The sequence below is a fragment of the Gluconacetobacter asukensis genome (genome assembly GCF_014174375.1).
In the GTDB taxonomy this organism is placed as follows: Bacteria; Pseudomonadota; Alphaproteobacteria; order Acetobacterales; family Acetobacteraceae; genus Gluconacetobacter; species Gluconacetobacter asukensis.
This window is the reverse complement of record NZ_JABEQE010000001.1, coordinates 67,583-91,392: the sequence shown is the minus strand read 5'-3', so window position 1 is coordinate 91,392 and position 23,810 is coordinate 67,583. Positions and strand designations below refer to the sequence as shown.

Below are 23,810 nucleotides of genomic sequence, written 5' to 3'. Positions count from 1 at the left end.
TCCTGGGCACTGCGTGCAGTGCTGCCGAAAAGGCAGCGGCGCGCCCTGAAAATGCCTCTGTAAAAATTCCACGCGCTTCCGTTACGCTGCCAATATGGTCACGGAGTGTGGAGCGTCTATGGCTTCTGTCGTATCGCATTCCCCGGGGGGACGGTTCATCGGTCGGCGTTCGCTGCTGGCCGGGATGGCCGCGATGGGCGTGGCGGGTGCGCGCCGCGCTGAGGCCGCCGAGCCGCTGACGCTGGCCACCAACTGGTATGCGCAGGCCGAGCTGGGCGGGTTCTACAGTGCCGTCGCCACCGGGTGCTACCAGAGGCAGGGGCTGGCCGTGACCATCCGGTCGGGAGGGCCGCAGGTCAATGCCATGCAGCTTCTGCTGGGTGGGCAATGCGACCTGATCATTGCCCAGCCCGAGGCGGTGGTGACGGCGGTGCTGAATGGCCTGCCGGTAGTGACGATCGGCGCCACCTTTCAGAAATGCATGACGGGATTTCTGGTCCATCCCGACATTGCGGATCTGGCGGCGCTGAAGGGGCATCCGATCCTGATCAGTACCGAGGCGCGGGCGACCTACTGGCCATGGCTGCGCCGGACGTTCGGCTACAGCGATGCGCAGGCGGGCGTCTATACGTTCAATATGCAGCCTTTCGTCCATGATCCGGCGATGGCGATCCAGTCCTTTATTTCCTCGGAGCCCTATGCGGCGGAGCGCCAGGGCATTCCCTTCCGTTTTCTGCTGTTCGACGACGCCGGCTATCCGTCCTATTCGAATGCGGTCGTGGTCTCGCGCCGGCTGCTGGAGCAGCGGCCCGACATGCTGCTGCGTTTTCTGCGGGCGTCGGCCGCGGGGTGGATCGACTATCTGCATGGTGACGCCCGGCCGGGGGATGCGGCGATCCATGCCGATAATCCGAATGTCACCGCCGATCATCTGGCCTGGTCGCGGGCGCGGTTGCGGGCCGTCCATGGCATGGGGCCGGCGGGCGGGCTGGCGATGGCGATGGACGACCATCAATGGGGGCGGATTGGTGCCATGGTCTGCCAGACGGCCGGCATCGCCGATACCGGCCGTTGGAAGGGGGCCTATACGCTGGACCTGGTCAGGCAACTGACCGCCACGCTGCCCGCATGAAACGCGCCGGAGAGGAATTGCTTTCCATGCTCGCACCCGCACCGACTATACATCTTCAGTCCGTGGAAAAGGTTTTTCCCAATGGCGTGCGCGGGCTGGCGCCGCTGGACCTGGCCGTGGGGCAGGGCGAGCTGGTCAGCCTGATTGGGCCGTCCGGCTGCGGCAAGAGCACGCTGCTGAAGCTGATCGCCAATCTGCACCAGCCCAGCGGCGGCGCCGTCCGCTGGTGGGGCGAGGATTTCTCGGCGATCGGGCGGGAGGGGCGGCGCCTGTCCTTCGTCTTTCAGGACCCGACCCTGATGCCGTGGTCGAACGTCGCGACGAATGTGCGCCTGCCGCTGGACCTGGACGGCGTGCCGCGTGCCCAGGCCGAGGCACGAATCATGCCGGCGCTGCGGCAGGTGGGGCTGGAGCATGCGGCGAAGCGCTATCCCGCCCAGCTTTCGGGGGGGATGCGCATGCGTGTCTCGATCGCGCGGGCGCTGGTGACGCGGCCGGACCTGCTGCTGATGGACGAGCCGTTCGGCGCGCTGGACGAGTTTACCCGCAACCGCCTGGACGAGGATATGGCGCGGCTGTGCGCCCGCGACGGGCTGACCACGATCTTCGTCACCCATTCGCTCTACGAGGCTGCGTTCCTGTCCTCGCGCGTTATCGTCATGGCGGCCGATCCGGGGCGGATTCATGCTGAATACGTCATTGATCCCGGCATGCCGCGTGACGAGGCCTTTCGTATGAGCGATGCCTTTGCGCGGATCTGCCGCGACCTGACGGCGCTGTTGAGCGAGGTTTCGCCTCACCGCGCCGGGGAGGATGGACTATGACAGTGTCACCGCGTGCGATTGCCGTTGCCGCGCCCATTGCCGTTGGGGTGCTGGTCCTGCTGGCGTGGCAGGCGGCGTGCCGCCTGTGGCATATTCCGCCCTATCTGATGCCGGCGCCGACCGATATCGGTGCGTCGCTGGCCGCCAACGGGCCGGCGCTGCTGCATGCGCTGCGCAGCACGCTGGCGGTGACGATGGCGGCGCTGGCGATTTCGGTGGCTGGTGGGGTGCTGTCGGCGTTTCTGCTGGTGCAGAGCCGGCTGATCGAAACCAGCCTGATGCCGTACGTGATCATCATGCAGGTGACGCCGATCGTGGCGATTGCGCCGCTGATCATCATCCTGGTCAAGGCCACGATGCCCGCCCTGGTGGTCTGTGCTACGCTGATTGCGATCTTTCCCATCATCTCCAACACGCTTCAGGGATTGCGCAGCGTCGATCCGGGGCTGGAATCGTTCTTTCGCATGCACAAGGCGTCGCGGTTGCAGATGCTGCTGCGCCTGCGCATTCCCAGTGCGCTGCCGATGTTCATGGCCGGGCTGCGGATTTCCAGCGGGCTGGCCCTGGTCGGCGCGGTGGTGGCGGAATTCGTCGCCGGCACCGGCGGCAGCAGTGCCGGGCTGGCGTACGAGATCCTGCAATCCGGTTTCCAGATGGATATTCCTCGCATGTTCGCGGCACTTGCACTGATTACCGTCGCCGGGCTGGTCCTGTATGGCGCGACGGCGGCCCTGCAACGGCTGGTCCTGCGTCGCTGGCAGGCGCAGGGATGACGGGCTTTTCGGTATTGAAGCCGCGCACGGAGGCGATGCGCACGCGCGACGGGACCCGTCTGGTGGCCGATATCTGGCAGCCCGATGCGCCGGGGCCGTTTCCCGTGCTGCTGATGCGCCAGGCCTATGGACGGCGGATCGGCACCTCGCTGTGCTATGCGCCGCCCGAATGGTATGCCGCGCAGGGCTATATCGTCGTGATTCAGGACGTGCGCGGCCGGGGTGCGTCCGAGGGCAGGTTCGACCTGTTCGTGCATGAGGCCGAGGATGGGGCCGACAGCGTGGCCTGGGCGGCGGCGCTGCCGGGCAGCAATGGCCGCGTGGGCATGTTCGGCTTCTCGTTCCAGGGCAGCAACCAGCTTCTGGCGGCGGGCGAGGGGTGCCCTGCGCTGCGGGCGCTGGCGCCGGCCATGATCGGTTGGGATCTGGCGGAAGATTGGGCCTATGAAGGCGGCGCCTTCGGGTTGCGGGGGAATGTCGGCTGGGCGACGCAGCTTGCCGCCGAGACCGCGCGGCTGGCGGGCGACCATGACGTGCAGGCCGCCTTGTTCGCGGCCAGCCGGGCGCTGTCCTTTTCCGGCGCGCGGCCGGCTTTTCCCGCGCATGAGGACTTGCTGGCCCGTTACAGCCATTATGCGCGCTGGCGCGATACGCCGCTGGACGATCCTTATTGGCGGTTGATTTCGCCCGCCGCGCGGCTGGAACGGATCGTCGCGGCGAGGCCGGCGATCCTGTTTGTCGGTGGCTGGTATGACAGCCACCTGCCCGGGACGCTGGCCGCCTATCGCGCGCTGGAGGGCGCAGTGCCGTCGCGCCTGGTCGTGGGGCCGTGGGCGCATTTTCCGTGGGATCGCAAGATCGGCGCCCTGGATTTCGGCGATGCCGCCGTTACCGATATCGACCGGCAGCAGGTCGCCTGGTTCGATCGCTGGCTGAAGGACCAGCCATCCGGTCCCGATGGCGGTGTGTGCCTGTTCGACATGGGTGCGGCGGTCTGGCGCGATTTCCCGTCCTTTCCCGAGGATACGATTGCGCTGCCGCTCAGTGGCACGGGCCGGGCGGCGATCGACATGCGCGATGGCGGCCTGGAACTGGACGAAATGGCGGTGGAGACAGAAGCGGTAACCGCGACCGAGCGCCTGACGCTGGACCCCTGGCGCCCGGTGGGCCCGTGCGGCGGTGCGTTCGGCCAGCCGCCGGGGCCGGTGGACCGGGCGCAGGTGGATGCGCGGTCGGATGTGCTGACCTTCACCTCGGCGCCGTTCGAACGGCCCGCGCTTCTGGCCGGGCCAGTTTCGGTGACGGTGGAGGTCGAGACCGACGCATTGTCCTTCGACCTGCTGGCCACGCTGTCGCGCGTTACGCCGTCGGGCGCCGCCTATCCGCTGGCCGAGGGTTACGCGACGTTGGCGCCCGGGCGCGGGTGCGTGGCGATGCGCGCGACATGCTGCACGCTGGATGTGGGCGAACGGCTGCGGCTGTCTCTGTCGCCGGCCTGTTTTCCTGCCTTTCCCGTCAATCCCGGCACCGGCGCCGCGCCATGGATGGCGGCGCTGGCCGACCAGCAGGTCCTGATCCTGACCATCCGGCGCGCGGGATCGCGCCTGCACGCGCCATTGCGCCGATCCGACCAGGAGTAGCCCCATGCCGTTCTTCAAGAGATCGATCGACCAGATCGAAGCCTTTCGCATCTCGCCGTCCGACAGCAATTATTTCGCGATCCTGGCCGACCGGCAGGCGGGGGATTGCGCGTCGGTCGCCGTGGTCGAGATCTTCGCCGTTGGTGGCAGGACGCCGCCCAATACCCATCAGGCGGCGGACGAGCTGTTCTTCGTCCTCAGCGGGGAGGGGGTGGCCTGGTGCGATGGCGAGCGGACTACGCTGAAGAAAGGCGATGCGCTGCTGGTCAAGCCCGGCAGCGAGCATGTGGTGGAGAATACGGGGGCGGGAAAGCTCTATACGCTGACGGTGATGATGCCCGACGAGGCGTTCGGGGCGCTGATCCGCAGCGGAACGCCGGTGGTGCTGGATGACGAGGATCGGCGGGTGCTGTGCGCATGAAGAGCCTGGGCCCGACGGCGGCCAATCGCTGGCAGGTGTCGCAGGACGCGGTCAGCCTGGTGCGCCCGGCGCGCGGCGCGCGGCCGGTGGCGGTTCCGGCGCTGCCGCAGGCGCTGACGATCGACCTTGCCCGCACGGCGATGATCGTGATCGATATGCAGAACGATTTTTGCCACCCCGATGGCTGGCTGGCCGGCATCGGCGCCGATATCGCGCCCCTTCGCGCGCCGATCGCACCCCTGCGCGCCTTTCTGCCGCGCCTGCGCCAGGCCGGGGTGCCGGTCCTGTGGGTGAACTGGGGGGCGCGGCCCGACCGGCTGAACCTGAGCCCGTCGGTGCTGCATGTCTACGATCCCGCCGGCGCGGGGGGCGGGATTGGCGACACGCTGCCGGGGGGCAGCGGTGCCGTCCTGCAATATGGAAGCTGGAATGCGGAGGTGGTGGACGAACTGGCCCCGCTGCCGGAGGATATCCGGATCGCCAAGCATCGGATGAGCGGGTTCTGGGATACGCCGCTGGATTCGATCCTGCGGAATCTGCGCGTCGATACGCTGCTTTTCGCCGGGGTGAACAGCGACCAGTGCGTGCTGGGCACGCTGATGGACGCCAACGGGCTGGGATATGACGTCGTGCTGCTGGAGGATTGCGTGGCGACGACATCGCCCGGCTTCTGCGCCGAGGCGACGCTATACAATGTCCGGCAATGTTTCGGTTTTACCGCGCGTGCCGATGCGTTTCCGCTGGATGCGCCGGAGGAGGGGGCATGACCCGGCCTGTGCTGTCGCGCGCCCTCCTGTCTCGTCGCGCCTTGCTGGCGGCGGCGCCGTTGGCGGCCGTCGGCGGGAGCCGGTTTGCGCGTGCGGCACCCGCCCCGTTTCGCTTCCTGACCAACTGGTATGCCCAGGCCGAGCATGCGGGGTTCTATCAGGCGCTGGCACGCGGGTTCTATCGTGACGTCGGGCTGGACGTGGTGATCGAGCACGGTGCGCCGCAGAGCAACAATACGCAGCTTCTGGTCGCCGGGCGCTATGATGTCGTCATCGGGTCGATCGGTGCGACGATGATGGCGGCGGCGCGGGGGATGCCGACGGTTGCGGTCGCGACCAGTTTCCAGAGTTCGCTGGTGGGGCTGCTGACCCATCCCGACATTACGCGGCTGGCGGACCTCAAGGGGCATACGATCCTGCTGAGTACCGAGATCCGTGCCGCGTTCTGGCCGTGGCTGCGCGATCATTACGGGTTCGATGAGAGCCAGGTCCGGCCTTACAGTTTCAATATCCAGCCCTTCATCCTCGATCCCGGGCTGGTCATCCAGTCCTATGCGACGTCGGAGCCTTATGCGTTGCAGAAGGCGGGCGTGCCCTGCCGGTTTTTTCCTCTGGATGATGCCACCTATCATGATTACGGCAATCCGCTGGTGACGACGCGCGATGTGCTGACGCGCCGTCGCGAGGATGTCGCGCGGTTTCTCCAGGCCAGCATGCGCGGTTGGGCGGATTGGATGAGCGGCGACCCCACGTCGGGCAATGATTCCATCCGGGCGGCCAATCCGCAGATGGGGCTGGACCAGATCATGTGGTCGCGCCAGCGTTTCCGCGCCATGGGGGTGTTCGGGCCGGCCGGCGCCCGCTACGGCACGATCACGGCCCCGCGCTGCCAGGCGATCCGCGATTTTCTGGTGGCGACGCGGCAGTTGCCCGCCGATGCGCGGTGGCAGGATGCCTGCGATTTCTCGTTCGCCGACGCATTGACTTCGGTGGTGGCGTGAGTGCGTCGGAGACCGGGCGTCGCGCGGTGCTCGGCGCCATGCTGCTGACCGGCATGGGGCGTGCCCGCCCGTCGCGCGCGCAGGGGCTGAAGCCGCTGCACCTGAACCTGGCATGGTATGCCCAGGCCCCGGTCGGGGGATTCTTCCAGGCGCTGGCGCGGGGATTCTATCGCGATGCCGGGCTGGACGTGACGATCTCGAACGGTGGGCCGCAGGTGAATGCGGTCCAGCTTCTGCTGGCCGGGCAATGCGACCTGATCACCGGTTATGATTTCCAGACGCTGCATGGCGTTGCCGCCGGCATGCCGCTGGTGACGGTGGGTGCGTCGTTCCAGCACGATCTTCAGGGCATGATTTTGCATGAGCCCGCCCGGTCGCTGGCCGACCTGAAGGGGCGGCGGGTCCTGATCGCCAGTTCGTCGCGCCAGACATTCTGGCCGTGGCTCAGCCGGCGCTATGGGCTCAGTGCTGCGCAGGCGGCGCCCTATACGTTCAATCTTCAGCCTTTTTTGGTTTCTCCTGACGTCGCGGTGCAGGGTTATGCTAGTTCCGAAATGTTCGATATCCGACAGGCGGGCGTTGCCGCGCGCTTCTTTGCTTTTTCCGATGAGGGCTATCCGCCCTATGGCACGACCATCGTGACCACCCGCGCGCTGGCGGGTGGTGATCCGGCTTCGGTGACGGGGTTTGTCCGGGCGTCGATGATGGGCTGGCGGGATTATCTGCATGGCGATCCGGCACCGGGCAATGCGCTGATCCGGCAGGCTTCGGCGCGCGAGGACGAGGCGCGGCTGGCCTATGGCATCGCGACCATGCGTGCCGCCAGTGTGCTGACGGGCGGGCAGGCTGGATTGCGGGCCCTGGGGTCGATGACCGAGGCGCGCTGGCGGGCGACATATGAGTTCATGGTCGGCAACGGGCTGATCGCGCCGGGGGTGGACTGGCGCGCGGCATTCGATACGCGTTTTGCCGACGCGGCGCAGGTGGTGCCGGCATGACGGGCGCCGATCTGGTCATTCGCAATGCCGTCGGCATCCTGACCGGGCTGCGCGGCCCCGGGGAGCGGTGCCGGGGCGATATCCGCATCCATGACGGGCGCATTGCCGAGATCGGGGCGGTTGCGGCCCGGCCGGGAGACCGTGTGCTGGATGCCGCCGGCGGGGTGGTGACGCCGGGGCTGGTCAGTGCCCATCATCATCTGTTCCAGAGCATGCTCAAGGCCGTGCCCGCCGCGATCGACGCCCGGCTGGAAACCTGGCTGCGGCTGGTGCCCGTGCGCTACTGGCACCGTTTCGACGAGGAGGCGCTGCGCACCGCCGCCGAGGTCGGGATGGCGGAATTGCTGCTGTCCGGCTGCACGATGGTCAACGACCATCATTATCCTTTCGCATCCTTTTCGCCCGCCGGGGGAAGCGGATACGACCCGGCGGCGATCCTGTTCGAGACGGCGGAGCGGATGGGCATCCGCCTGTGCCTGTCGCGCGGCGGCACCACCCGCGACCGGGTCTATGACAATGACGATGTCGTGCCGATGCCCGTCGAGACGCTGGACGGCATGCTGCGCCATGTCGAGGGGCTGGCCGCGCGCTATCACGACAGCGGCCCGAACAGCATGCGTCGCGTGTTGCTGGCGCCGAACACGCCGACCTGGGGGGCGACGCCGGCCGAGCTGAAGGAGATGGCGGCCGCCGGCCGCCGCCTGGGGATCGGGCTGCATTCCCATCTGTCGGAAACCACCAATTACGTGACGTTCTGCGCCGAAACCCATGGCTGCCGTCCGGTCGCGTTCGTCGCCGGCTGCGACTGGGTGGGGCCCGATGTGTCCTTCGCGCATCTGGTGCATATCGATGCCGATGAGATCGCGCTGCTGGCGGCCACCGGCACCTTCATGGTCCATTGTCCGCAGAGCAATGGGCGCCTCGGCTCCGGCGTGGCGCCGGCGAGCGCGCTGGAGCGTGCCGGCGGGCGGGTGGCGATCGGCGTGGATGGGGCCGCGTCGAACGAGGCGTGCGACATGGCCAGCGAGATGCACAATGCCTGGCTGATCCAGCGGGCCGTAGGTGGCCCCGGTGCGGCGCGGGTCGAGGACGTGCTGCGCTGGTCTAGCGCATCCGGCGCCGCCATGCTGGGCTTTGCGGAACTGGGGACGGTCGCGGTCGGACAGATCGCGGACCTGGCGATCCATGCGCTGGACGCGCCGCGCCATGCGGGGCTGCATGATCCGCTGCTTGCCCCCGTCATCTGCGGCCCGTCATCGGTGCGGCATGTGCTGTGCGCGGGGCGGCCCGTGGTGGTGGACGGTGCCATTCCCGGTCTGGACCTGCCGCGCCTGATGGCGCGTGCCCGCGCCGTGGTCGCACGGTTGATGTCCCTTGCAGGATAGGAGAGCGCGATGCTGACGACCCGACAGAAAGTCCTGCGCCGGTTCTGGTATGCGACGGTTCCGCTGGCGGATCTGTCGGACGGTCCGAAACCCTTTCGGCTGATGGGCGAGGATATCGTGCTGTTCCTCGACGCCGAAGGCGCGCCGAGGGCCTTGCAGGATCGCTGTTGCCATCGCACCGCGAAACTGTCCAAAGGGTGGTGCGACAAGGGTGATCTGGTCTGCGGCTATCACGGCTGGCGCTATGACGGGACGGGCGCGGTGGTGGCGATTCCGCAGCAGGCGCCCGGCGCGGCACTGCCGGATTTTTGCGCGCGGGCGTATGGATGCCAGGCGCGCTATGGCTATGCCTGGGTCGCGCTGGATGAGCCGCTGGTCGAACTGTTCGATATTCCCGAGGATCGCGACCCGGGATTCCGGCGCATTTTCCAGTTTTACGACCAGTGGAATACGGCGCCGCTGCGTCTGATGGAAAATTCATTCGATAACGCGCATTTCGCCTTCGTCCATCGCGGCACGTTCGGCGACATGGCGCAACCCCGGCCGCGCGTCTACAAGATCGAGGAAACCGATTACGGATTCCAGGCGACGACCATTGTCGATGTCGTCAATCCGCCGCATGCGGTGGCGATTACGGGCGATCCGAATCCCACGACGACGCGCACGATGCATAATCACTGGTACCTGCCCTTCGCGCGCCGGATGGACATGCTGTATCCCTCGGGGATTCGGCACATCATCATCAATTGCGCGACCCCGGTGGAAGATGGGAAGATCCAACTCATCCAGCTTCTTTATCGCAACGATACCGAGGCCGAGTGCAGCACGGAAAAACTGATCGCCTGGGACAGGGCGATCATCGAGGAGGATCGCGAGATCCTGGAGGCGACCGATTGCGATGCGATCCTGGATGTCTCCCGCCGGGTCGAGATGCACATGGCGTCGGATCGTCCGGGGCTGATCATGCGCCAGCGGCTTCTGGCCCTGCTGCGGGCGCATGGCGAGGAAGAAATATCCCGGCAGGATGAGGGGCATCGGGATCTGCCGGGGATCTGACACCTGGGCTGGAGCCGACGGTCCAGCGTTCCTCTCAGAGCCTGACCGGTGGGCTGGCGAGCGAGAGCGGCCCAGAGGGCCGCGCCCGGCGTGGGTTTCCGAGCATCGGAGCGGAGCGGCCTTGATGGCCGTGAGCACCGAAGCGCAGAAAACGCGCGTCGGATCGCCGCCAGCGCGCATTTCCGGTCAGGCTTTCTCGGGGGACGGCGTGGCGAGGTTGATATAGGGGATGTGCTGGCGGTTGATTTCTTCGAATGCTTCCTGATAGCCGGCGTCGGCGTAGCGCATGACGCCCAGGCTGGTGTCGTTGGTCAGGGTCAGGCGCAGGCGTTCGTCGGCTTCCGACGAGCCGTCGGCGATTGTGGTGACACCGGCGCTTGTCATGTAGCCGGCATAGCCGCCGCCGCCGGAATGGATGGCCACCAGGTCGGCCTGTGACGAGCAGGCGAGCATGGCGTTCAGCAGCGGCCAGTCGGCAATGGCGTCCGAGCCGTCCTTGAGGTTTTCGGTCATGATGTTGGGGTGGGCCATCGCGCCCGCGTCCAGATGGTCGCGGGTGAAGGCTACCGGGCCGGAGAGGATGCCCTCGCGCACCATGCGGTTGACGGCCAGCCCCACTTTCGTCCGGTCGCCATGGCCCAGCCATGCGATGCGGGCGGGCATGCCTTCGATGGGGATGAAGCGGCGGGCGAGCGTGATCCAGTTTACGATTGATGGATTGTCGGCGAATGTTTCCAGCAGGTATTCGTCGATTTTCCGCAGATCCGCTTCGTCATTGGAGAGCGCGATCCAGCGGAAGGGGCCGATGCCGCGCGCGAAGAGCGGGCGGAGATAGGCTTCGGTGAAGATCGGGATGTCGAAGGCGTGGGCGATCCCGGCCTTTTTGGCCTGGGTGCGGATCAGGTTGCCATTGTCGAAGACGACCGCGCCGGCGGCGCGGAAATCGAGCATCGCCTGCACATGGCGGGCGATCGATTGCAGGGCCAGGCGGGACAGGGATTCCGGGTCGCTCTGGCGCAGGGCCTTTGTCTGGTCGAGGGTGAGGGAGGCCGGCACGTAGCCGTAGACCAGGTCATGGGCCGAGGTCTGGTCGGTGACGATGTCCGGGATGATGCCGCGCGCCAGCAACTCGGGGAAGATATCCGCCGCATTGCCGCACAGGCCGATGGAACGGGCATCGCCCGCCGCGCGGGCCTCCTCGACCAGACGTAGGGCGTCGTCCAGAGAGGTTGCGCGATGTTGCAGGTAGCCGCTTTCGATGCGGCGGCCGATGCGGGCGTCATCGACCTCGACGCACAGGATGATCGCGCCGGCCAGGTGCCCGGCCAGGGGCTGGGCGCCGCCCATGCCGCCGAGGCCGGAGGTGAGGATCAGCCGCCCGGTCAGGTCGCCGGCGAAATGCCGTTCGGCGATGCGGCGGAAGATCTCGTAGGTGCCCTGGATGACGCCCTGCGAGCCGATATATTGCCAGTCGCCCGCCGTCAGCCCGCCCCAGCAGATCAGCCCCTGTTTTTCCAGCCGGTAGAATTCCTCGGCGCGGGCCCACTGGCCGACGATGTTGCAGTTGGCCATGACGACGATGGGCGCGCGCTCGTGCGTTTTCACCACGCCGATCGGCTTGCCGGACTGGACGATCAGGGTCTCATCATCGCCCATGGTGGTCAGGGCGCGGACGATGGCGTCGTGCGATGGCCAGTCACGGGCGGCCTTGCCCAGGGCTGCGTAGACGACCAGGTTGGCGGGATCTTCGCCGACTGACAGCACGTTTTCCAGCAGGCGCAGCAGCCCTTCCTGCCGCCAGCCGCGACATCGCAGATTGCTGCCCGAGGTGACGCCGAACTGTTGCTTCGTCATGGTCTAGCCCCTGTCGCTGATGCCGTTGAGGGCGTAACTGGTCAGGTCGATCCCGAGCGCGCGTTCGACGGGGGGATAAACCGCGGGGTCGAGCACGCTGGACGAGAGCGGGAATTTGGTCTTTTCCACGTGCAGGACAAGGATTTCCATGCCTTCGACGATTTCGCCGACGCTGAGCGGATGCCCGTCGGGCGACAGCGTGGTGATGATGTCGGGGAAGGAGGCGATCCGCCGCCCGCCCGCATCGTCCAGGGCCATGTATTCGTTCATCACGTGCAGCGTGACGGACTTCTCGCCGGTGCCGACGGTGATGGTGCCGATATCGAAGGCTTCCGGCGTGTAGACCACCGATTTCCGCGAGACCTTGCCCTGGGCCACGATGGCGCCGTCCAGCGCGCGGGTGATGGTATCGATGACCGCGCTGCCGCCCTTGGGGCGGGCGGCCAGCACGGCCTCGCCCAATGCCAGGGCGCGCGAGATGCCGCCCCATGCGGCATGGCGTTTGACGTAGGCGGCCGGCAGCGGGTTGCGGCAGGAGGCGATGAAGCCGCCGGACATGTCGGAGGCCGTGCGCAGGATGGGCGAGACGCGGGCGGTCGCGCCCTTGGCGACGACTTCCAGATAGGCGCCGTTCGCGCGGTTGCCGCCTACCACGGCCTGGATCATGGGTTCGGGCGAGCCCGCCATGCCGATCGAGCCCATGTCGCCTGTCGGGTGCGCGCGCATGTCGCCGACCGCGTCGATGACCTTGGTGCCCAGGATGGCGCCCGGCAGCCAGGCGTTCAGCGTGCTGGACTTGCCGTTCTGGCCGATCATCAGCCCGTAGATGGAGCGGCCCAGTTCTTTTTCCACCAGGCGGACGGCGTTGACGTAATCGACGCCCAGCATCTGCCATTCGGTGGTGCTGGCGGGGGCGCCGATGGCGGCGGCGGTGGCGATGATGGCGTCATCGGCGATCTCGTCGGCGCCGACCAGTTCGGGCTGGCCCGCATTGACTGCGGCCGTGCCCAGCATGCGGCCATGCTCGACCCAGCCGCCGCCGCCGCAGGCGAAGATGGAACCGCCCGCGATGGCGGATTCGACATCCTTTTCAACCAGTATACGGCCCATCTTGGTTCTTTCCTGTGTGTTCCTGGTTCAGTCCGTGCGGTCGCGCATGGCCATGGCTTCGGCCAGGACCATCGTTCCGCGTGTGGCGTCTTCGGGCGCGCACCATTCTTCCGGGTCATGGCTGCGGCCGTCGCGGCAGGGGACGAAGAGCATGGCCATCGGCGCCAGCCGTGCGACGAAGGCGGCGTCGTGCCCGGCGCCGGAGACCATGTGGCGGGTGGTGAAGCCCTGCGCGTGGGCTGCGGCCTCGACCAGTGCGGCCAGTGCCGGGTCGCATGGCGTGGGGTGCGTGTCGGACTGGATCGCGAAGCGGGCGAGGGTGGTGCGGCTGGCCCGGGCGGCGTCGGTGCAGGCGGCGTGGATCGATGCGACCAGTTCTTCCGCAACCGGGCGTTCGGAGACGCGGATATCGACGATCAGCCGGGCGGAGCGTGGGATGACGTTGGAGGCGCCGGGGGAGAGGTCGAGCACGCCGCAGGTGGCTGTGACATGGCCGGCGCCGGAACGGGCCAGCGCGCTGGCCCGTTGGTGGACGAAGAAGATGATCACGGCGGCGGGCACGGCGGCATCCTGCCGCAGGTCCATGGGTGTGGTGCCGGCGTGGTCGGCGCGGCCGGAGAAGACGATTTCCAGCCGGGTGACGCCGGCGATGGCGTCGACCACGCCGATCTGGACCTGTGCCTGCTCCAGGACGATGCCCTGTTCGATATGCAGTTCGAAAAAGGCCCGGATATCGGTGCGGCGTGGTGTGTCCAGTTGGCCGGGATCGCCGCCCATGCGGGCCAGGGCGTCGGCCAGGCTTTCGTCCCACGGTGCGCGCAGGGTGCGATGCTCGGCCGACAAGGCGCCGGCCATGCCACGGCTGCCGATGCAGGACAGGCCGAAATCGCTGGGTTCCTCGGCCAGGAAATCGACGATTTCGAGATCGTGGCGCAGGGCGATCCCGGCATCGGCGAAGGCGCGTGCGGCCTCCAGCGCCGCCAGCACGCCCAGGATGCCGTCGAAACGGCCGCCATCGGGGACCGTGTCGGAATGCGAGCCGCTCATGAGCGTGCCGAGGCCGGGCGTGGTGCCGGCGCGGCGGCCGATCAGGTTTCCGGACTCGTCGATGTGGGTGGTCAGGCCGGCCTGCTGGAAGCGCGCCGTGAGCCATGCGCGGCCTTCGAGAAAGCGGGGCGAGAAGGAGCGGCGTGTGTGGGGGCGGCCGGGATCGGTGATGGCGGCCAGGGCGTCGAGATCGGCCTGGAGCCGGTCGGGCCGGACGTGCGCGGCGATGCTCATTGCAGGCCGGAGGGTTGCTCGGGCGTGACGAAGCGGCCGGTGCCCGGGGTGGTGAGGACGGTCTGCCCATCGAAGATCTGCTGGCCGCGCAGCCATGTTCCGGCGATGCGCCAGTTCAGTTCGCGGCCCGCATAGGGGCTCCAGTCCGTCAGGACATTGTCGCTGGCGGCGGGGTCGTAGCGCCAGGTCTCGCCCCGAGCGATGGTGATGTCGGCGTCCCGGCCCGGAACCAACCCGCCCTTGCCGGCGGTGAGGCGGAACAGGCGGGCCGGGTTCTCGGACAGGAGGCGGCTGGCGTGGGTGAGGGACAGGTTGCGGCGGGACAGTTCGGTCAGCAGGAGCGGGTAGAGTACGTCCAGCCCCGGCACGCCGGACGCGTTCTTCAGCATGTCGGGATCGGATTTGCGGGTCAGCGACCAGGAGACATGGTCGGTCGAGACGATCGTGACGTTGCCGGCGGCCAGGTGAGCCCAGATCCCTTCGACCTCGGCGCGGGGGCGGACGGGGGGATTGATCTTGGCACGGCCGCCCAGCCGGGCGACGTCATGCTCCTCGTCCAGCACCAGATAGTGGATGCAGGCCTCCACAGTGGTGTCGAACCCCTGGCGGCGATAGGCCTCGCACAGCGCATAGCCGCGTGCGACCGAGCAATGGACGACGTGTCCCGAACAGCCGGTGGCGGCTGCCGTTTCGTAGATCTGGGCCATGGCCAGCGTTTCGGCCAGCGCCGGGCGGGACAGGCCGTGGGCGCGCCAGTCGGTGATGCCCGACCGGGTGACCGCCGCGATCCGGGCGCGGACCATCTCGTCATCCTCGTTATGGACGCCGGCGATCAGCCCGGTTTGCGCCACGGCTTCGAAACAGGCGGCCAGCAGGTCCGGCGGGATGCGGGGGAAGCGGACGGGATCGGTGCCGAAGGTCGAGAATTTGAAGCCGCAGGCGCCGGCCCGTGCCATTTCGGGGATGTGTTGCGGGCCGTCATCGGGGGCGATGGTGCCCCACAGCGCGAAATCGACGCGGGCCTGTTCGCCGGCTTCCCGTGCCTTCTGGCGCAGATTGTCGGCCGTGCAGACCAGGAACCCGTCATCATAGGGCATGTCGGCAATCGTCGTGACGCCGCCGGCGGCGGCGGCGCGGGTGCTCCACACGAAATCTTCCTGCCCTTTCTGCGAGCGGGAATGGACCTGCGCATCGATGGCGCCGGGCAGGATCAGGGCGTCGCCGTGATCCTCGACATGGCGGGCGGTGGGGGGAAGGCCCTGGCCGACGCGGCTGATGCGGCCGGCATCGACGGCCACCCAGCCATTTTCGAGCACCGTATTCGCGGTGACGACATGGCCTTTGAATAGCAGGTCATGCACGGGCATTCTCCTGAAACGGGGGTGGCGGAAAGGCGAGATCCGCCGGGAGCGGGTCGGCAAGGCGGGCGGCGAAGCGGACCAGGATGTCTTCCGTCCGGTGCACGGCGTCGGACACGGCGCCGCTATCGTCCAGAAGCGGCACATGACGGTCGAGTTCAGCCAGCAATGTGCCGGGGCTGCCGGTCGGCCTTGCGTCCGACAGGCGGATGGCCTGCCGGGCGGCCAGGGCTTCCAGCGCGATCAGGGGGGACAGCAGATTGGCTTGCAGGCCCAGCGCGCGGGCGACTGAGGGCAGGTAGCTGGCCTCGTCCTCGAACCCGTTGGCGACGGGGATCTGGTAGAGCGAGGCCGGGGTGGATTCGCGCAGGATCGCCGTCGTGAGGTCGGCGGCCAGCTTGGTCGCGGCGCCGAAGGCGACCTGCCGGCCGGGGTCGAGCGTGAGGTTGCGCGGCAGGCCGGACAGGTCCTCGCGGCAGGAGGCGAGGATACGGCTGAGCGTGCTGCGGGCGTAATGGCACAGCGCGATCACCAGGGCCTGTGCGTCCAGCGCCAGGGCGAGCGGCAGGGAGGCGCCGGAGGTCATGGCCCGTCCGTCGAACAGGATCGGGTTGTCGTCGGCGTGGGCGATGTTGTGGGCCAGCGTGGCCTCGACACGATCGAGCGCCGTGACCAGGGCGCCCGCGATCTGCGGCATGCAGCGGAAACTCAACGGGTCCTGAAGATTGCGGCGGGGCGTCCAGTCGCCGGGACTTGTCAGCCCTTGCAGGTAGCGGGCGATGCGGGCTTCGTCCCGCAACCCGTCCAGGCGGGCGGTTTCCCACGGGATGCCGAAGGCGCCGAAACCCGCGGCGGCCAGGACGAAGACGTGCAGCAGCAGCGGCATGCGGCCCCGCAGGTCGGCCGTTGCCAGCGCCACCCCGGCGACCCCCAGCGCGTTGCTGGACAGGACCGACATGACATCCTTCGGGCCGGGCACCATGGGCTTGAGCCCGAACCGTGCCAGCAGGGTTGCGGAGGGCAGCGCCGGGCCGTCCTCGGGGCCGAAGGCCAGGCCCTCGCCCAGCAGCGTTGCGCCGATATGGCTCATGAGACCGACATCCGCGCAGCCGATCGAGCCGTATTCGGGCACGGCGGGGGTGATCCCGGCATTCAGCAGGTCCGCCAGGGCCGTGGCCAGATAGAGGCTGGCCCCGGCGTGACCGGTCAGCAGCGTGTTGAGGCGGATCGCCATCGCGGCCCGGACCACCCGTCGCGGCAGGTAGGACCCGGTGCCGAGCAGGTGGGAGCGCAGGAGGCGCAGGGCGTATTTCGGCCGGTCGTCATCCGTGACGCCGTTATCCTTGAAGGCGCCCACCATGCTGGTGGTGCCGTAGATGCCGTCGCCCCGGGCCAGGGCCTCGTGCAGTGCCCGTTCGCCCGCGCGCAGGCGGGCGATGCCGTTCGGGCCGAGCACGACCGGCGCGCCATCGGCGATGGCGGTGAGCCGGGTCAGCGGCAGCGTTTCGCCGGAAAGGGAGAGGGGGGTCACGACAGCGTTTCGTCCCTGGTTGCCGAAGCCAGTCTCCCATTCCGGGGCATCGGCGCGGTTATGCTTTTTTGTGCAAGGCCTATAGAATTTTCTGCAATCTGGGCCGCGCGGGCGGGGGCGAAGGGCGGTGACAGCAGCGCCGCCAGGGCCGGAAGCCCGGCGAGCGCGACATAAACGGCCGGGCTGGGCAGGCCGTGCCAGGCCAGCCCGAGGCTGGCGAGCAGCGCGGGGGCGAAGCCGCCGAACAGCGAAACGGAGGCGTTGTAGGACAGGGCGATACCGGTCGCGCGGATACGGGTCGGGAACAGGCTGGCGATGCCGAGCGGGGCGGCGCCGACGAACAGCGCCACCAATCCGCACAGGCTGGCCGCGACCGCGATCATCGCGGCCGTGCCATGGTCATATTTCAGGATGCCCAGGATCGGAGCGGGGAGCGCGATGAGCATCAGCGTCGCCGCCACCAGCAGGCGCCGGACGCCGATCCGGTCTGCCAGTGCCCCCGCCGTCAGTGAACCGGCGACGAGGGCGAGATTGCCGGCCAGCGCGGCGACATAGCTGCCATGGGGGGTGACGCCGCTGAAACGCTGGGCGTAAAGGGGCAGGTAGATGACGAGTGCATAGGGCGCCGCGCCCCAGAGCAGGGAGAGGCCGAGTGCCGCGACGAAGCGGCCGCCATGGTGGCGGGCCAGGTCACGCAGGATGGGCCCGTGGTCGGTGGCGGGGCGCTTCGGCGCCGCGTTGCCGCGACGCAGGATGATGCCGAAGGGGATGATCAGCAGCCCGATGGCGAAAGGCGCCCGCCAGCCCCACTGGGCCATCTGCGCATCGCTCAGCAGCGCGGTCAGGCCGGCGGCGACGGCGGCGCCGAGCATGTTGGACAGGCCCATGGTGGCTTGCAGGAACGAGCCGGCGAAGCCGGGGCGGCCATTGCCCGCGCCTTCGACCAGGAAGGAGGCGGCGCCGCCGATCTCGCCGCCTGCCGAAATGCCCTGCAATAACCGGGCAAGACAGAGGATGACGATGGAGGCGCGCCCCGCCGTGGCATAGGGCGGATCGAACAGGATCAGCGCCGTGCCTGCCCCCATCAGCAGGCAGGTCAGCATCAATGCCGGGCCGCGCCCCCGACGGTCGGCAAGCTGGCCCAGAAGGAGTGCGCCGAGGGGGCGGGCGACCGCCCCGAGCGCGAAGACCAGCAGGCTCTGCGCCAGTTGCGACAGGCGGTCGGCCGGGGGCAGCAGCGCGTGGGCGATATAGGGCGCGAACAGGGCGTAGACCGAAAAATCGTACCACTCCAGAAGATTGCCGATGCAGGCAGCGGCAATCAGCGCTTTTCCGTTCCGTCCCTGTGGCTGTTGCGTCATGGCGGTTCCGGTCAGAAATCCGCGCTGACGGTGCCGAAGAACTGGCGGGGGGCGCCCATCAGGAAATAATTGAAGTCCGTATTGACGAAATTGTTTCCCAGCTCGTTCGTGGTGGCGATGTAGGTCTTGTTGGTGAGGTTGTAGACGTTGAAGCTGGCCGTCAGGCCCCTGAACGGCCCCACCTGGCCGAAATGATAGCGCATGCCGAAATTCATCAGGAAATAGCCCGGAACGCGCAGGTCGTTGGTGTAGGTCAGCTCGCGGCGGGACAGGTAGGTTCCATCGACATGGGCGTCAAAATTGCCGATGGCGTATGAGATGTTGCCCTTGTACATGAACTGCGGATAGTTCGGCACCAGCTTGCCGCGCGTCGGCTGCAGCCCCGTCGCGGTCATGACATTCTGGTCGTAGGTCGAATGGGCGTAGGAGAACGAATTGTAGATCGAAAGCCCGCGCACCGGGCGCAGTGTCACGCTCGCCTCGGCGCCGTTGGTCGTGACCCCGCCGACATTCTGCACCGCGGTGACCGGATTGATGCCGGCCTGGCTGGTGATCAATTGCAGGCGGTTGGAGAAATTGACGCGATACAGCGAGGCCAGCGCGCTGATCAGGGGCGAGGTGTAGCGGTAGCCGCCTTCATAGACCCAGTCGGTTTCGGGCTTCAGCGTGTTGCGGGTGGCCTGGAACGAGGCCTGCGACGCGGTCCACGGCGTGGCCGACACATTGGTGCCGTACCCGTCGAGCGGGAAGGACCGCATATTGTGCGACACGTCGAAGAACAGTTCGTTATGCGGCAGGAAGCGCCAGTTGGCCGAGACCTGCGGCAGGAAGGCGTTCGAGGCTTCCAGATGACCCTGGGCGAGCCGGGTGCCGTTGATGGTGCCGTCCTGCGTCGGCACCGAATTGCCAGAATTGACGATCATGGACTTGAAGCCGGCATTGATCGTCAGATTGTCCGTGACCTTGTAGGTATCCTGCAGGTGAAACACGAAGGTCCGGGTCGAGAATGCTTCCTGCCAGGCGGTCGCGAATACCTTGTCGGCCGGGAAGCCGGTGGTGGGGTTGCCAAGCGTGCCCTGGCCCAGCAGCGGGGCTTCGGAGAAATAGCGGCCTTCGTTGAAATTGCCGTATTCGTACCAGACGCCGGCATTGACGGCATGGCGTGCGATTTTCCACGTGACCGCGCTCTGGAGGCCGCCGCGCGCGACGTTGGGCGTCTGGATACGCTGGGAGAGCGGCGCGCCGTTGGGCGAGGGCATGTAGGGCGTCGTCCAGGTGCTGTAGCCGTTATTGGCGTGGCCGTATAACGTCGTCTTCCAGTTGAGGGTCTCGCTGAGATTTTCGTCGAGGGTGAGGCCGCCCAGATAATCGGTGCGGTTGGCGGTGCCGGCGTAATAGGCGGCATCGAACGGGTCGTTCGTTTTCTGCAGTTCCGCCGGGTAGGTCCCGAGTGCCGCGTTGTACGCGGCCGTATAGTTGGGGTAGTAGTTCGCCAGGTTGGGGCCGACCGTGTTCAGCCAGTTCTTGGTCATGTCCTGATAGTCGAACTGCTGGATCGAACTCCAGTCGAAGAACAGTTTCAGGGACGAACCGCGCGCCAGTGGCTGGACCAGCTTGGCGTTCACCTGGTCCGAATGGTCATAGCCGCCGCCCTTCCACAGATTGCCGTTCAGCCGGGCATAGGCGACGTAGAAGCGGGTGCCGGTTGGATTGAGATCGCCGCTTTCGAAGCGCGCGTAGGTGCGCATCGTCGAATTGCTGCCGAAGGTCTGGGCGACGGTGCCGCCGCGCACATGGGACGGATCGATCGAACGGATCTGGATCGCGCCGCCCAGGTTGCTGGTCGAGGCCACGTCAATCGCGCCCGCACCCTGCGAGACGTCGACGCCGCCGACATCGTCGGAGATGATGGAGCGTGTGACGGACAGGCCATTGTAATTGTTGAACTGCTGGTCGCCCAGGGGAATATCGTCGAGCGTGAAGCCGAGCTGCGACTGGTTGAAGCCGCGCATGAACAGCTGGCTGGAATATTCATAGGCGCCGAACGGATCGGCGGACTGGTAGAGCACGCCCGGAAGCTGGCTGAGGACCTTCAGCGGCGAGGTGCCCGGCACGCTCTGCTGCATCATGGTGCGCGTCACGCTGGTCATCTGCCGGGTCGAGCCATGGCCGAAGACCGAGATGGCCTCGTTGGCGGGGGCCGGGGTGCCGGCTGCCGCCGCCTTGCCCGCGCCGGTCGTGCCGGCGGCGCGATGGCTGGGGGCCGGGGCGTTCGGGCGCGGGGCCGTCGCCTGTGCCGGCGTGGGCGTGGCGGCGTGGAGCTGGGGCGCGATCGCGAGGCCGCCGAGCATGGTGGAGAGCGCGAGAATCCGTCGTGATGTCATCGGGTCATTCCTTGTTGCATCCTGTGGTGCCGGAGAGGCGGGAGGGAGGCTGGCCGTTCGGCAGGGAGGCGTGCGTGGCGACGTCTTCAGGGCGCAGGCCGATCTGGTAGATCGCGACGGTGCCCAATCCGATGGCGCCGGCGGTGAGCAGGGAAGGGGTGAAACTGCCGAACCTGTCGGCCAGCAGCCCGGTTATCGCCGGGGCCAGTGCGCCGCCGAGCGAGCCCCCGGTATTCTGGATGGCCTGCAGGGTCGCGACCCGGTGTTCGGCCGCGATTACGGTGCCGAGCATCCAGCCGCAACTGATGGCCAGGCCGCCCGCGAACAGGGCGATGGCCATGAAGGCGACCATGACGGCCAGTGGCGTGTGCAGCGTGGTCAGCGTGGTTGCGATGGCGGCCACCAGCATGGCCAGCACCAGGGGGGCACGGCAGGCATTCAGCAGCCCCACGCCCCTGGCGGCCAGGCGGTCGACGACCACACCACCCAGCACGCTGCCCGCGAAACCGCAGAATTGCGGCAGCGCGGACAGCATCCCGGCCTGCCCGATCGTCAGGTGACGGGAGGTCTGGAGCCATGCGGGCATCCATGTGGCATAGAGCCAGGTCAGATAGATCACTCCGGCATAGCCCGCCGTCAGGACCCAGCTTGAACGCTGGCGCAGCAGATGGCCCAGATCGGCGCGCAGCGATTGCGTGATACTCGCCGGCACCGGAGCGTCGGAGCGGGGCAGGGCCTTGCGCATCGCGACGCTCAGGTCCAGGTCGGCGGGGTCGCGATAGAAGCGGATCCACACGAAGGCCAGCACCAGGCTGGCGGCGCCGATCGCGACCGACATGCCCCGCCAGCCCCAGAGTGCCATGATCGCGAGCAGCAGCGGCGGGGCCAGGGCCGGCCCGAGGGCGGCGGACCCGTTGAAGAGGCCGAGGGGCCGCCCGCGTTCGCGCGGCTGGTACCACCGGACCAATGCGCGGGTGCCGGACAGGAACAAGGGGGTCTCGCCCAGTCCCAGCCCGATACGCGCCAGGAACAGGCCGGCGATGCCGTGCATCAGACCGAACGCCATCTGTGCGCACGACCAGAGGACCAGGCCCGCCCCCAGCAGGAAGCGGCTGTCGAACCGGTCGGCCAGCAGGCCCGTCGGGACCTGCCCGGCCAGATAGGCCCAGGCGAAGACGGACAGCAGCAGGCCCATCTGGGTGTAGGACATGTGCATGTCGGCCATCACGGCCGTATTGCTGACCGACAGGGCGGCGCGATCGATATAGCTGACGCATCCGGCCGCCATCAGGAGCAGGAGCGTGATCTGGCGCCGGCGGCGCAGGGCGGGAGAGAGGATGGACGCGATGGTGCTCATGCGACGGATTTCCGTCCCGCGGAACCGGCCTCGGCCTGGATTTCCGCCAGGCCGGCCTGCAACCGGCCGATGATGGCGAGGTTGGGGTGCTCCTTCTTCCAGATCAGGCGCGTCGTCATCCGGTAGCGATCGGGCAGGGGGATGGCGTGGACCGCGTGGGAGCGGAACGAGCCGGCGGGCAGGATGGCGCAGCAGGTGCCGTCCTCGACCAGGCGCAGCATCAGTGAAAGCGACTGGGTCTCGAAGATGCCGCCCGGCGTAATGCCTTCCTGATCCAGGTAACGGTCCGTGACCCGGCGCAGCCCCGTGCCCAGGGCGGGCACCGCCAGCAGGTAAGAGGCCAGGGCGATCCGGGGCGTCTGGCCGGGCGGCGGGCTGTGCGCCCGGCCGAAGACGAGGAAGATCGCGGATTTTTCCAGTTCCGCGCTGTCGAGGTCCAGCGGGATGTCGATCAGGTCGGACAGGCCGGCATCGAACCGTCCGTCCAGCAGCCCCTCCACCATCTGCGGCGCGGCGATGGTCGAGATCGTCAGGGGCGGCTGGTAGCGGCGGTGGCGCCACAGCCGGACCAGATTGGCCAGCAGGACCGTCAGGGAACTGTCGCTGCTGGTCGGCATCATGGAGGCGAGTTTCAGGGTCCTGAACGCGCGGAAATAGCTGAAATTCTCGTCGCGCATGATCTGCCGGTGGGTCTGGTCCACCTGCTGGCAGCCCTGGCGCAGCGCCTCGGCCTCTGCCGTCGGCATGACGCCATGGGGGCTGCGTACAAATAATATCCGGCCGAGAATCGTCTCCAGCCGGCCGATCTGGCGGGAGAGCGTGGGTTGGGTCAGCGACAGACGCTGCGCGGCGGCGGCGATCCGCCGGGTTTCGTAGACGGACAGGAAATAGCCGATCATGCGCAGCGTCAGGCCCGAGCTCAGCAATGCGCGCAGGCGGTGCGTCGGCAGCGGGCCGGCAGTGTCGCGTTCCGGCGGGGCCAGGTGGGAACGATTATCGTCCTCGATCAGGGTCAGGCACCAGCCCAGCAGGTGCAGGGCGGAACGGTACAGGCTCTCGCCCTGCGCGGTCGTGACGGCCCTGCTGCCCCGGCGCAGTGACGAGCGTGACAGCAGCGATGTCGCCATGGCCTGCTCCAGGGCGGACACGCTGTGGCTGAGCGTGGATGCGCTGACGCCAAGCACCGGGGCGGCCGAGGCGGCGGAGCCTTCGTTGATCAGGCTCGTAAAATAGATCAGGGCCGGAAGTTCCATTTCTACGGAGCCTTATGACAATATGAATAACGTCGTTTCGTGTCGGATATAATACGATTGGCTCCGTATAATTACAGAAAGAGAGTGTTGATAGAAAAAATAGCGACCGACGATCGTATCGAAGCATCCCCGTAATGAGCGTGCAATTTCAAATAGCCCACAGGCATGCCTTGTGCATAAAAAAGCATAGGTCAACGGACGAGCGGCCCGGTGGGTTCCCTGTGCTTCGGCGCGTGTGGTCCCGTACGGCGGCTCTTGCCGGGCAGGGCGCAGGACGCGGGAGGGGGCGCGCTTTTACCGGACGGCGGATCGGGGCGGGCGGGA

General features: G+C 67.6%; 19 protein-coding genes. 10 read left to right on the top strand and 9 right to left on the bottom strand.

Annotated elements, in window-relative coordinates:
* The first annotated feature begins 118 nt into the window (after positions 1–118).
* Genes HLH35_RS00415 through HLH35_RS00370 form a run of 10 tightly spaced genes read left to right on the top strand, consistent with a single transcriptional unit; the run spans position 119 to position 9,997 of the window.
* On the top strand, positions 119–1,132 hold the full coding sequence (locus HLH35_RS00415; RefSeq protein WP_246384743.1) for an ABC transporter substrate-binding protein: 1,014 nt from the start codon (positions 119–121) through the stop codon (positions 1,130–1,132).
* Between the two features lie 26 nt (positions 1,133–1,158).
* Positions 1,159–1,956, top strand: coding sequence for an ABC transporter ATP-binding protein (locus HLH35_RS00410; protein ID WP_182977282.1), 798 nt, complete (start codon positions 1,159–1,161; stop codon positions 1,954–1,956).
* Positions 1,957–1,958: 2 nt separating this feature from the next.
* Positions 1,959–2,729 (top strand): ABC transporter permease subunit, encoded by a 771-nt coding sequence (locus tag HLH35_RS00405; RefSeq protein ID WP_182967189.1) that lies wholly within the window; start codon positions 1,959–1,961, stop codon positions 2,727–2,729.
* A complete protein-coding gene (locus tag HLH35_RS00400; RefSeq protein ID WP_182977281.1) occupies positions 2,726–4,369 on the top strand; it encodes a CocE/NonD family hydrolase in 1,644 nt (547 codons plus the stop codon). Before HLH35_RS00405 ends, HLH35_RS00400 begins: the two co-directional genes overlap by 4 nt.
* A gap of 4 nt (positions 4,370–4,373) precedes the next feature.
* Complete coding sequence (locus tag HLH35_RS00395; protein WP_182977280.1) at positions 4,374–4,790, top strand: cupin domain-containing protein; 417 nt, start codon at positions 4,374–4,376, stop codon at positions 4,788–4,790.
* The gene (locus HLH35_RS00390; RefSeq protein WP_182977279.1) at positions 4,787–5,557 is read left to right on the top strand and encodes a cysteine hydrolase family protein; all 771 of its coding nucleotides are present in this window, start codon (positions 4,787–4,789) and stop codon (positions 5,555–5,557) included. The genes HLH35_RS00395 and HLH35_RS00390 overlap by 4 nt, the downstream gene beginning before the upstream one ends.
* A complete protein-coding gene (locus tag HLH35_RS00385; protein WP_182977278.1) occupies positions 5,554–6,558 on the top strand; it encodes an ABC transporter substrate-binding protein in 1,005 nt (334 codons plus the stop codon). The genes HLH35_RS00390 and HLH35_RS00385 overlap by 4 nt, the downstream gene beginning before the upstream one ends.
* Complete coding sequence (locus HLH35_RS00380) at positions 6,555–7,556, top strand: ABC transporter substrate-binding protein (protein WP_338029259.1); 1,002 nt, start codon at positions 6,555–6,557, stop codon at positions 7,554–7,556. The genes HLH35_RS00385 and HLH35_RS00380 overlap by 4 nt, the downstream gene beginning before the upstream one ends.
* Positions 7,553–8,941, top strand: coding sequence for an amidohydrolase family protein (locus tag HLH35_RS00375; RefSeq protein WP_182977277.1), 1,389 nt, complete (start codon positions 7,553–7,555; stop codon positions 8,939–8,941). The genes HLH35_RS00380 and HLH35_RS00375 overlap by 4 nt, the downstream gene beginning before the upstream one ends.
* 9 nt (positions 8,942–8,950) lie before the next feature.
* Entirely contained in the window at positions 8,951–9,997 is a 1,047-nt protein-coding gene (locus HLH35_RS00370; protein ID WP_182977276.1) for an aromatic ring-hydroxylating dioxygenase subunit alpha, read from the top strand.
* 186 nt (positions 9,998–10,183) lie between these two features.
* Here HLH35_RS00370 and HLH35_RS00365 read toward each other — a convergent pair whose 3' ends face one another.
* The 9 genes from HLH35_RS00365 to HLH35_RS00325 are packed head-to-tail and all read right to left on the bottom strand — an operon-like array spanning position 10,184 to position 23,486.
* Entirely contained in the window at positions 10,184–11,851 is a 1,668-nt protein-coding gene (locus tag HLH35_RS00365) for a urocanate hydratase (RefSeq protein ID WP_182977275.1), read from the bottom strand.
* 3 nt (positions 11,852–11,854) lie between these two features.
* Entirely contained in the window at positions 11,855–12,961 is a 1,107-nt protein-coding gene (locus HLH35_RS00360; protein ID WP_182977274.1) for a DUF917 domain-containing protein, read from the bottom strand.
* A gap of 27 nt (positions 12,962–12,988) precedes the next feature.
* Positions 12,989–14,242 carry a Zn-dependent hydrolase gene (locus HLH35_RS00355; RefSeq protein WP_182977273.1) on the bottom strand — a complete coding sequence of 418 codons (1,254 nt, stop codon included), beginning with the start codon at positions 14,240–14,242 and terminating at the stop codon, positions 12,989–12,991.
* The gene (locus tag HLH35_RS00350) at positions 14,239–15,603 is read right to left on the bottom strand and encodes a dihydroorotase (RefSeq protein ID WP_220790476.1); all 1,365 of its coding nucleotides are present in this window, start codon (positions 15,601–15,603) and stop codon (positions 14,239–14,241) included. The genes HLH35_RS00355 and HLH35_RS00350 overlap by 4 nt, the downstream gene beginning before the upstream one ends.
* Positions 15,596–17,131 carry an aromatic amino acid lyase gene (locus tag HLH35_RS00345; RefSeq protein ID WP_182977271.1) on the bottom strand — a complete coding sequence of 512 codons (1,536 nt, stop codon included), beginning with the start codon at positions 17,129–17,131 and terminating at the stop codon, positions 15,596–15,598. The genes HLH35_RS00350 and HLH35_RS00345 overlap by 8 nt, the downstream gene beginning before the upstream one ends.
* Positions 17,128–18,492 carry an MFS transporter gene (locus HLH35_RS00340; protein WP_182977270.1) on the bottom strand — a complete coding sequence of 455 codons (1,365 nt, stop codon included), beginning with the start codon at positions 18,490–18,492 and terminating at the stop codon, positions 17,128–17,130. The genes HLH35_RS00345 and HLH35_RS00340 overlap by 4 nt, the downstream gene beginning before the upstream one ends.
* A gap of 11 nt (positions 18,493–18,503) precedes the next feature.
* The gene (locus tag HLH35_RS00335; protein WP_182977269.1) at positions 18,504–20,876 is read right to left on the bottom strand and encodes a TonB-dependent receptor; all 2,373 of its coding nucleotides are present in this window, start codon (positions 20,874–20,876) and stop codon (positions 18,504–18,506) included.
* A gap of 4 nt (positions 20,877–20,880) precedes the next feature.
* Positions 20,881–22,233, bottom strand: coding sequence for an MFS transporter (locus HLH35_RS00330; protein ID WP_182977268.1), 1,353 nt, complete (start codon positions 22,231–22,233; stop codon positions 20,881–20,883).
* Positions 22,230–23,486 carry a LysR family transcriptional regulator gene (locus tag HLH35_RS00325; protein ID WP_182977267.1) on the bottom strand — a complete coding sequence of 419 codons (1,257 nt, stop codon included), beginning with the start codon at positions 23,484–23,486 and terminating at the stop codon, positions 22,230–22,232. The genes HLH35_RS00330 and HLH35_RS00325 overlap by 4 nt, the downstream gene beginning before the upstream one ends.
* Positions 23,487–23,810: the final 324 nt, after the last annotated feature.

Bases quoted from the DNA above. Each gene is read 5' to 3' on its own strand.
- HLH35_RS00415 (WP_246384743.1), top strand. From the start codon at position 119: ATGGCTTCTGTCGTATCGCATTCCCCGGGGGGACGGTTCATCGGTCGG.
- HLH35_RS00410 (WP_182977282.1), top strand. From the start codon at position 1,159: ATGCTCGCACCCGCACCGACTATACATCTTCAGTCCGTGGAAAAGGTT.
- HLH35_RS00400 (WP_182977281.1), top strand. From the start codon at position 2,726: ATGACGGGCTTTTCGGTATTGAAGCCGCGCACGGAGGCGATGCGCACG.
- HLH35_RS00395 (WP_182977280.1), top strand. From the start codon at position 4,374: ATGCCGTTCTTCAAGAGATCGATCGACCAGATCGAAGCCTTTCGCATC.
- HLH35_RS00390 (WP_182977279.1), top strand. From the start codon at position 4,787: ATGAAGAGCCTGGGCCCGACGGCGGCCAATCGCTGGCAGGTGTCGCAG.
- HLH35_RS00385 (WP_182977278.1), top strand. From the start codon at position 5,554: ATGACCCGGCCTGTGCTGTCGCGCGCCCTCCTGTCTCGTCGCGCCTTG.
- HLH35_RS00375 (WP_182977277.1), top strand. From the start codon at position 7,553: ATGACGGGCGCCGATCTGGTCATTCGCAATGCCGTCGGCATCCTGACC.
- HLH35_RS00370 (WP_182977276.1), top strand. From the start codon at position 8,951: ATGCTGACGACCCGACAGAAAGTCCTGCGCCGGTTCTGGTATGCGACG.
- HLH35_RS00365 (WP_182977275.1), bottom strand. From the start codon at position 11,851: ATGACGAAGCAACAGTTCGGCGTCACCTCGGGCAGCAATCTGCGATGT.
- HLH35_RS00360 (WP_182977274.1), bottom strand. From the start codon at position 12,961: ATGGGCCGTATACTGGTTGAAAAGGATGTCGAATCCGCCATCGCGGGC.
- HLH35_RS00355 (WP_182977273.1), bottom strand. From the start codon at position 14,242: ATGAGCATCGCCGCGCACGTCCGGCCCGACCGGCTCCAGGCCGATCTC.
- HLH35_RS00340 (WP_182977270.1), bottom strand. From the start codon at position 18,492: ATGACGCAACAGCCACAGGGACGGAACGGAAAAGCGCTGATTGCCGCT.
- HLH35_RS00335 (WP_182977269.1), bottom strand. From the start codon at position 20,876: ATGACATCACGACGGATTCTCGCGCTCTCCACCATGCTCGGCGGCCTC.
- HLH35_RS00330 (WP_182977268.1), bottom strand. From the start codon at position 22,233: ATGAGCACCATCGCGTCCATCCTCTCTCCCGCCCTGCGCCGCCGGCGC.
- HLH35_RS00325 (WP_182977267.1), bottom strand. From the start codon at position 23,486: ATGGAACTTCCGGCCCTGATCTATTTTACGAGCCTGATCAACGAAGGC.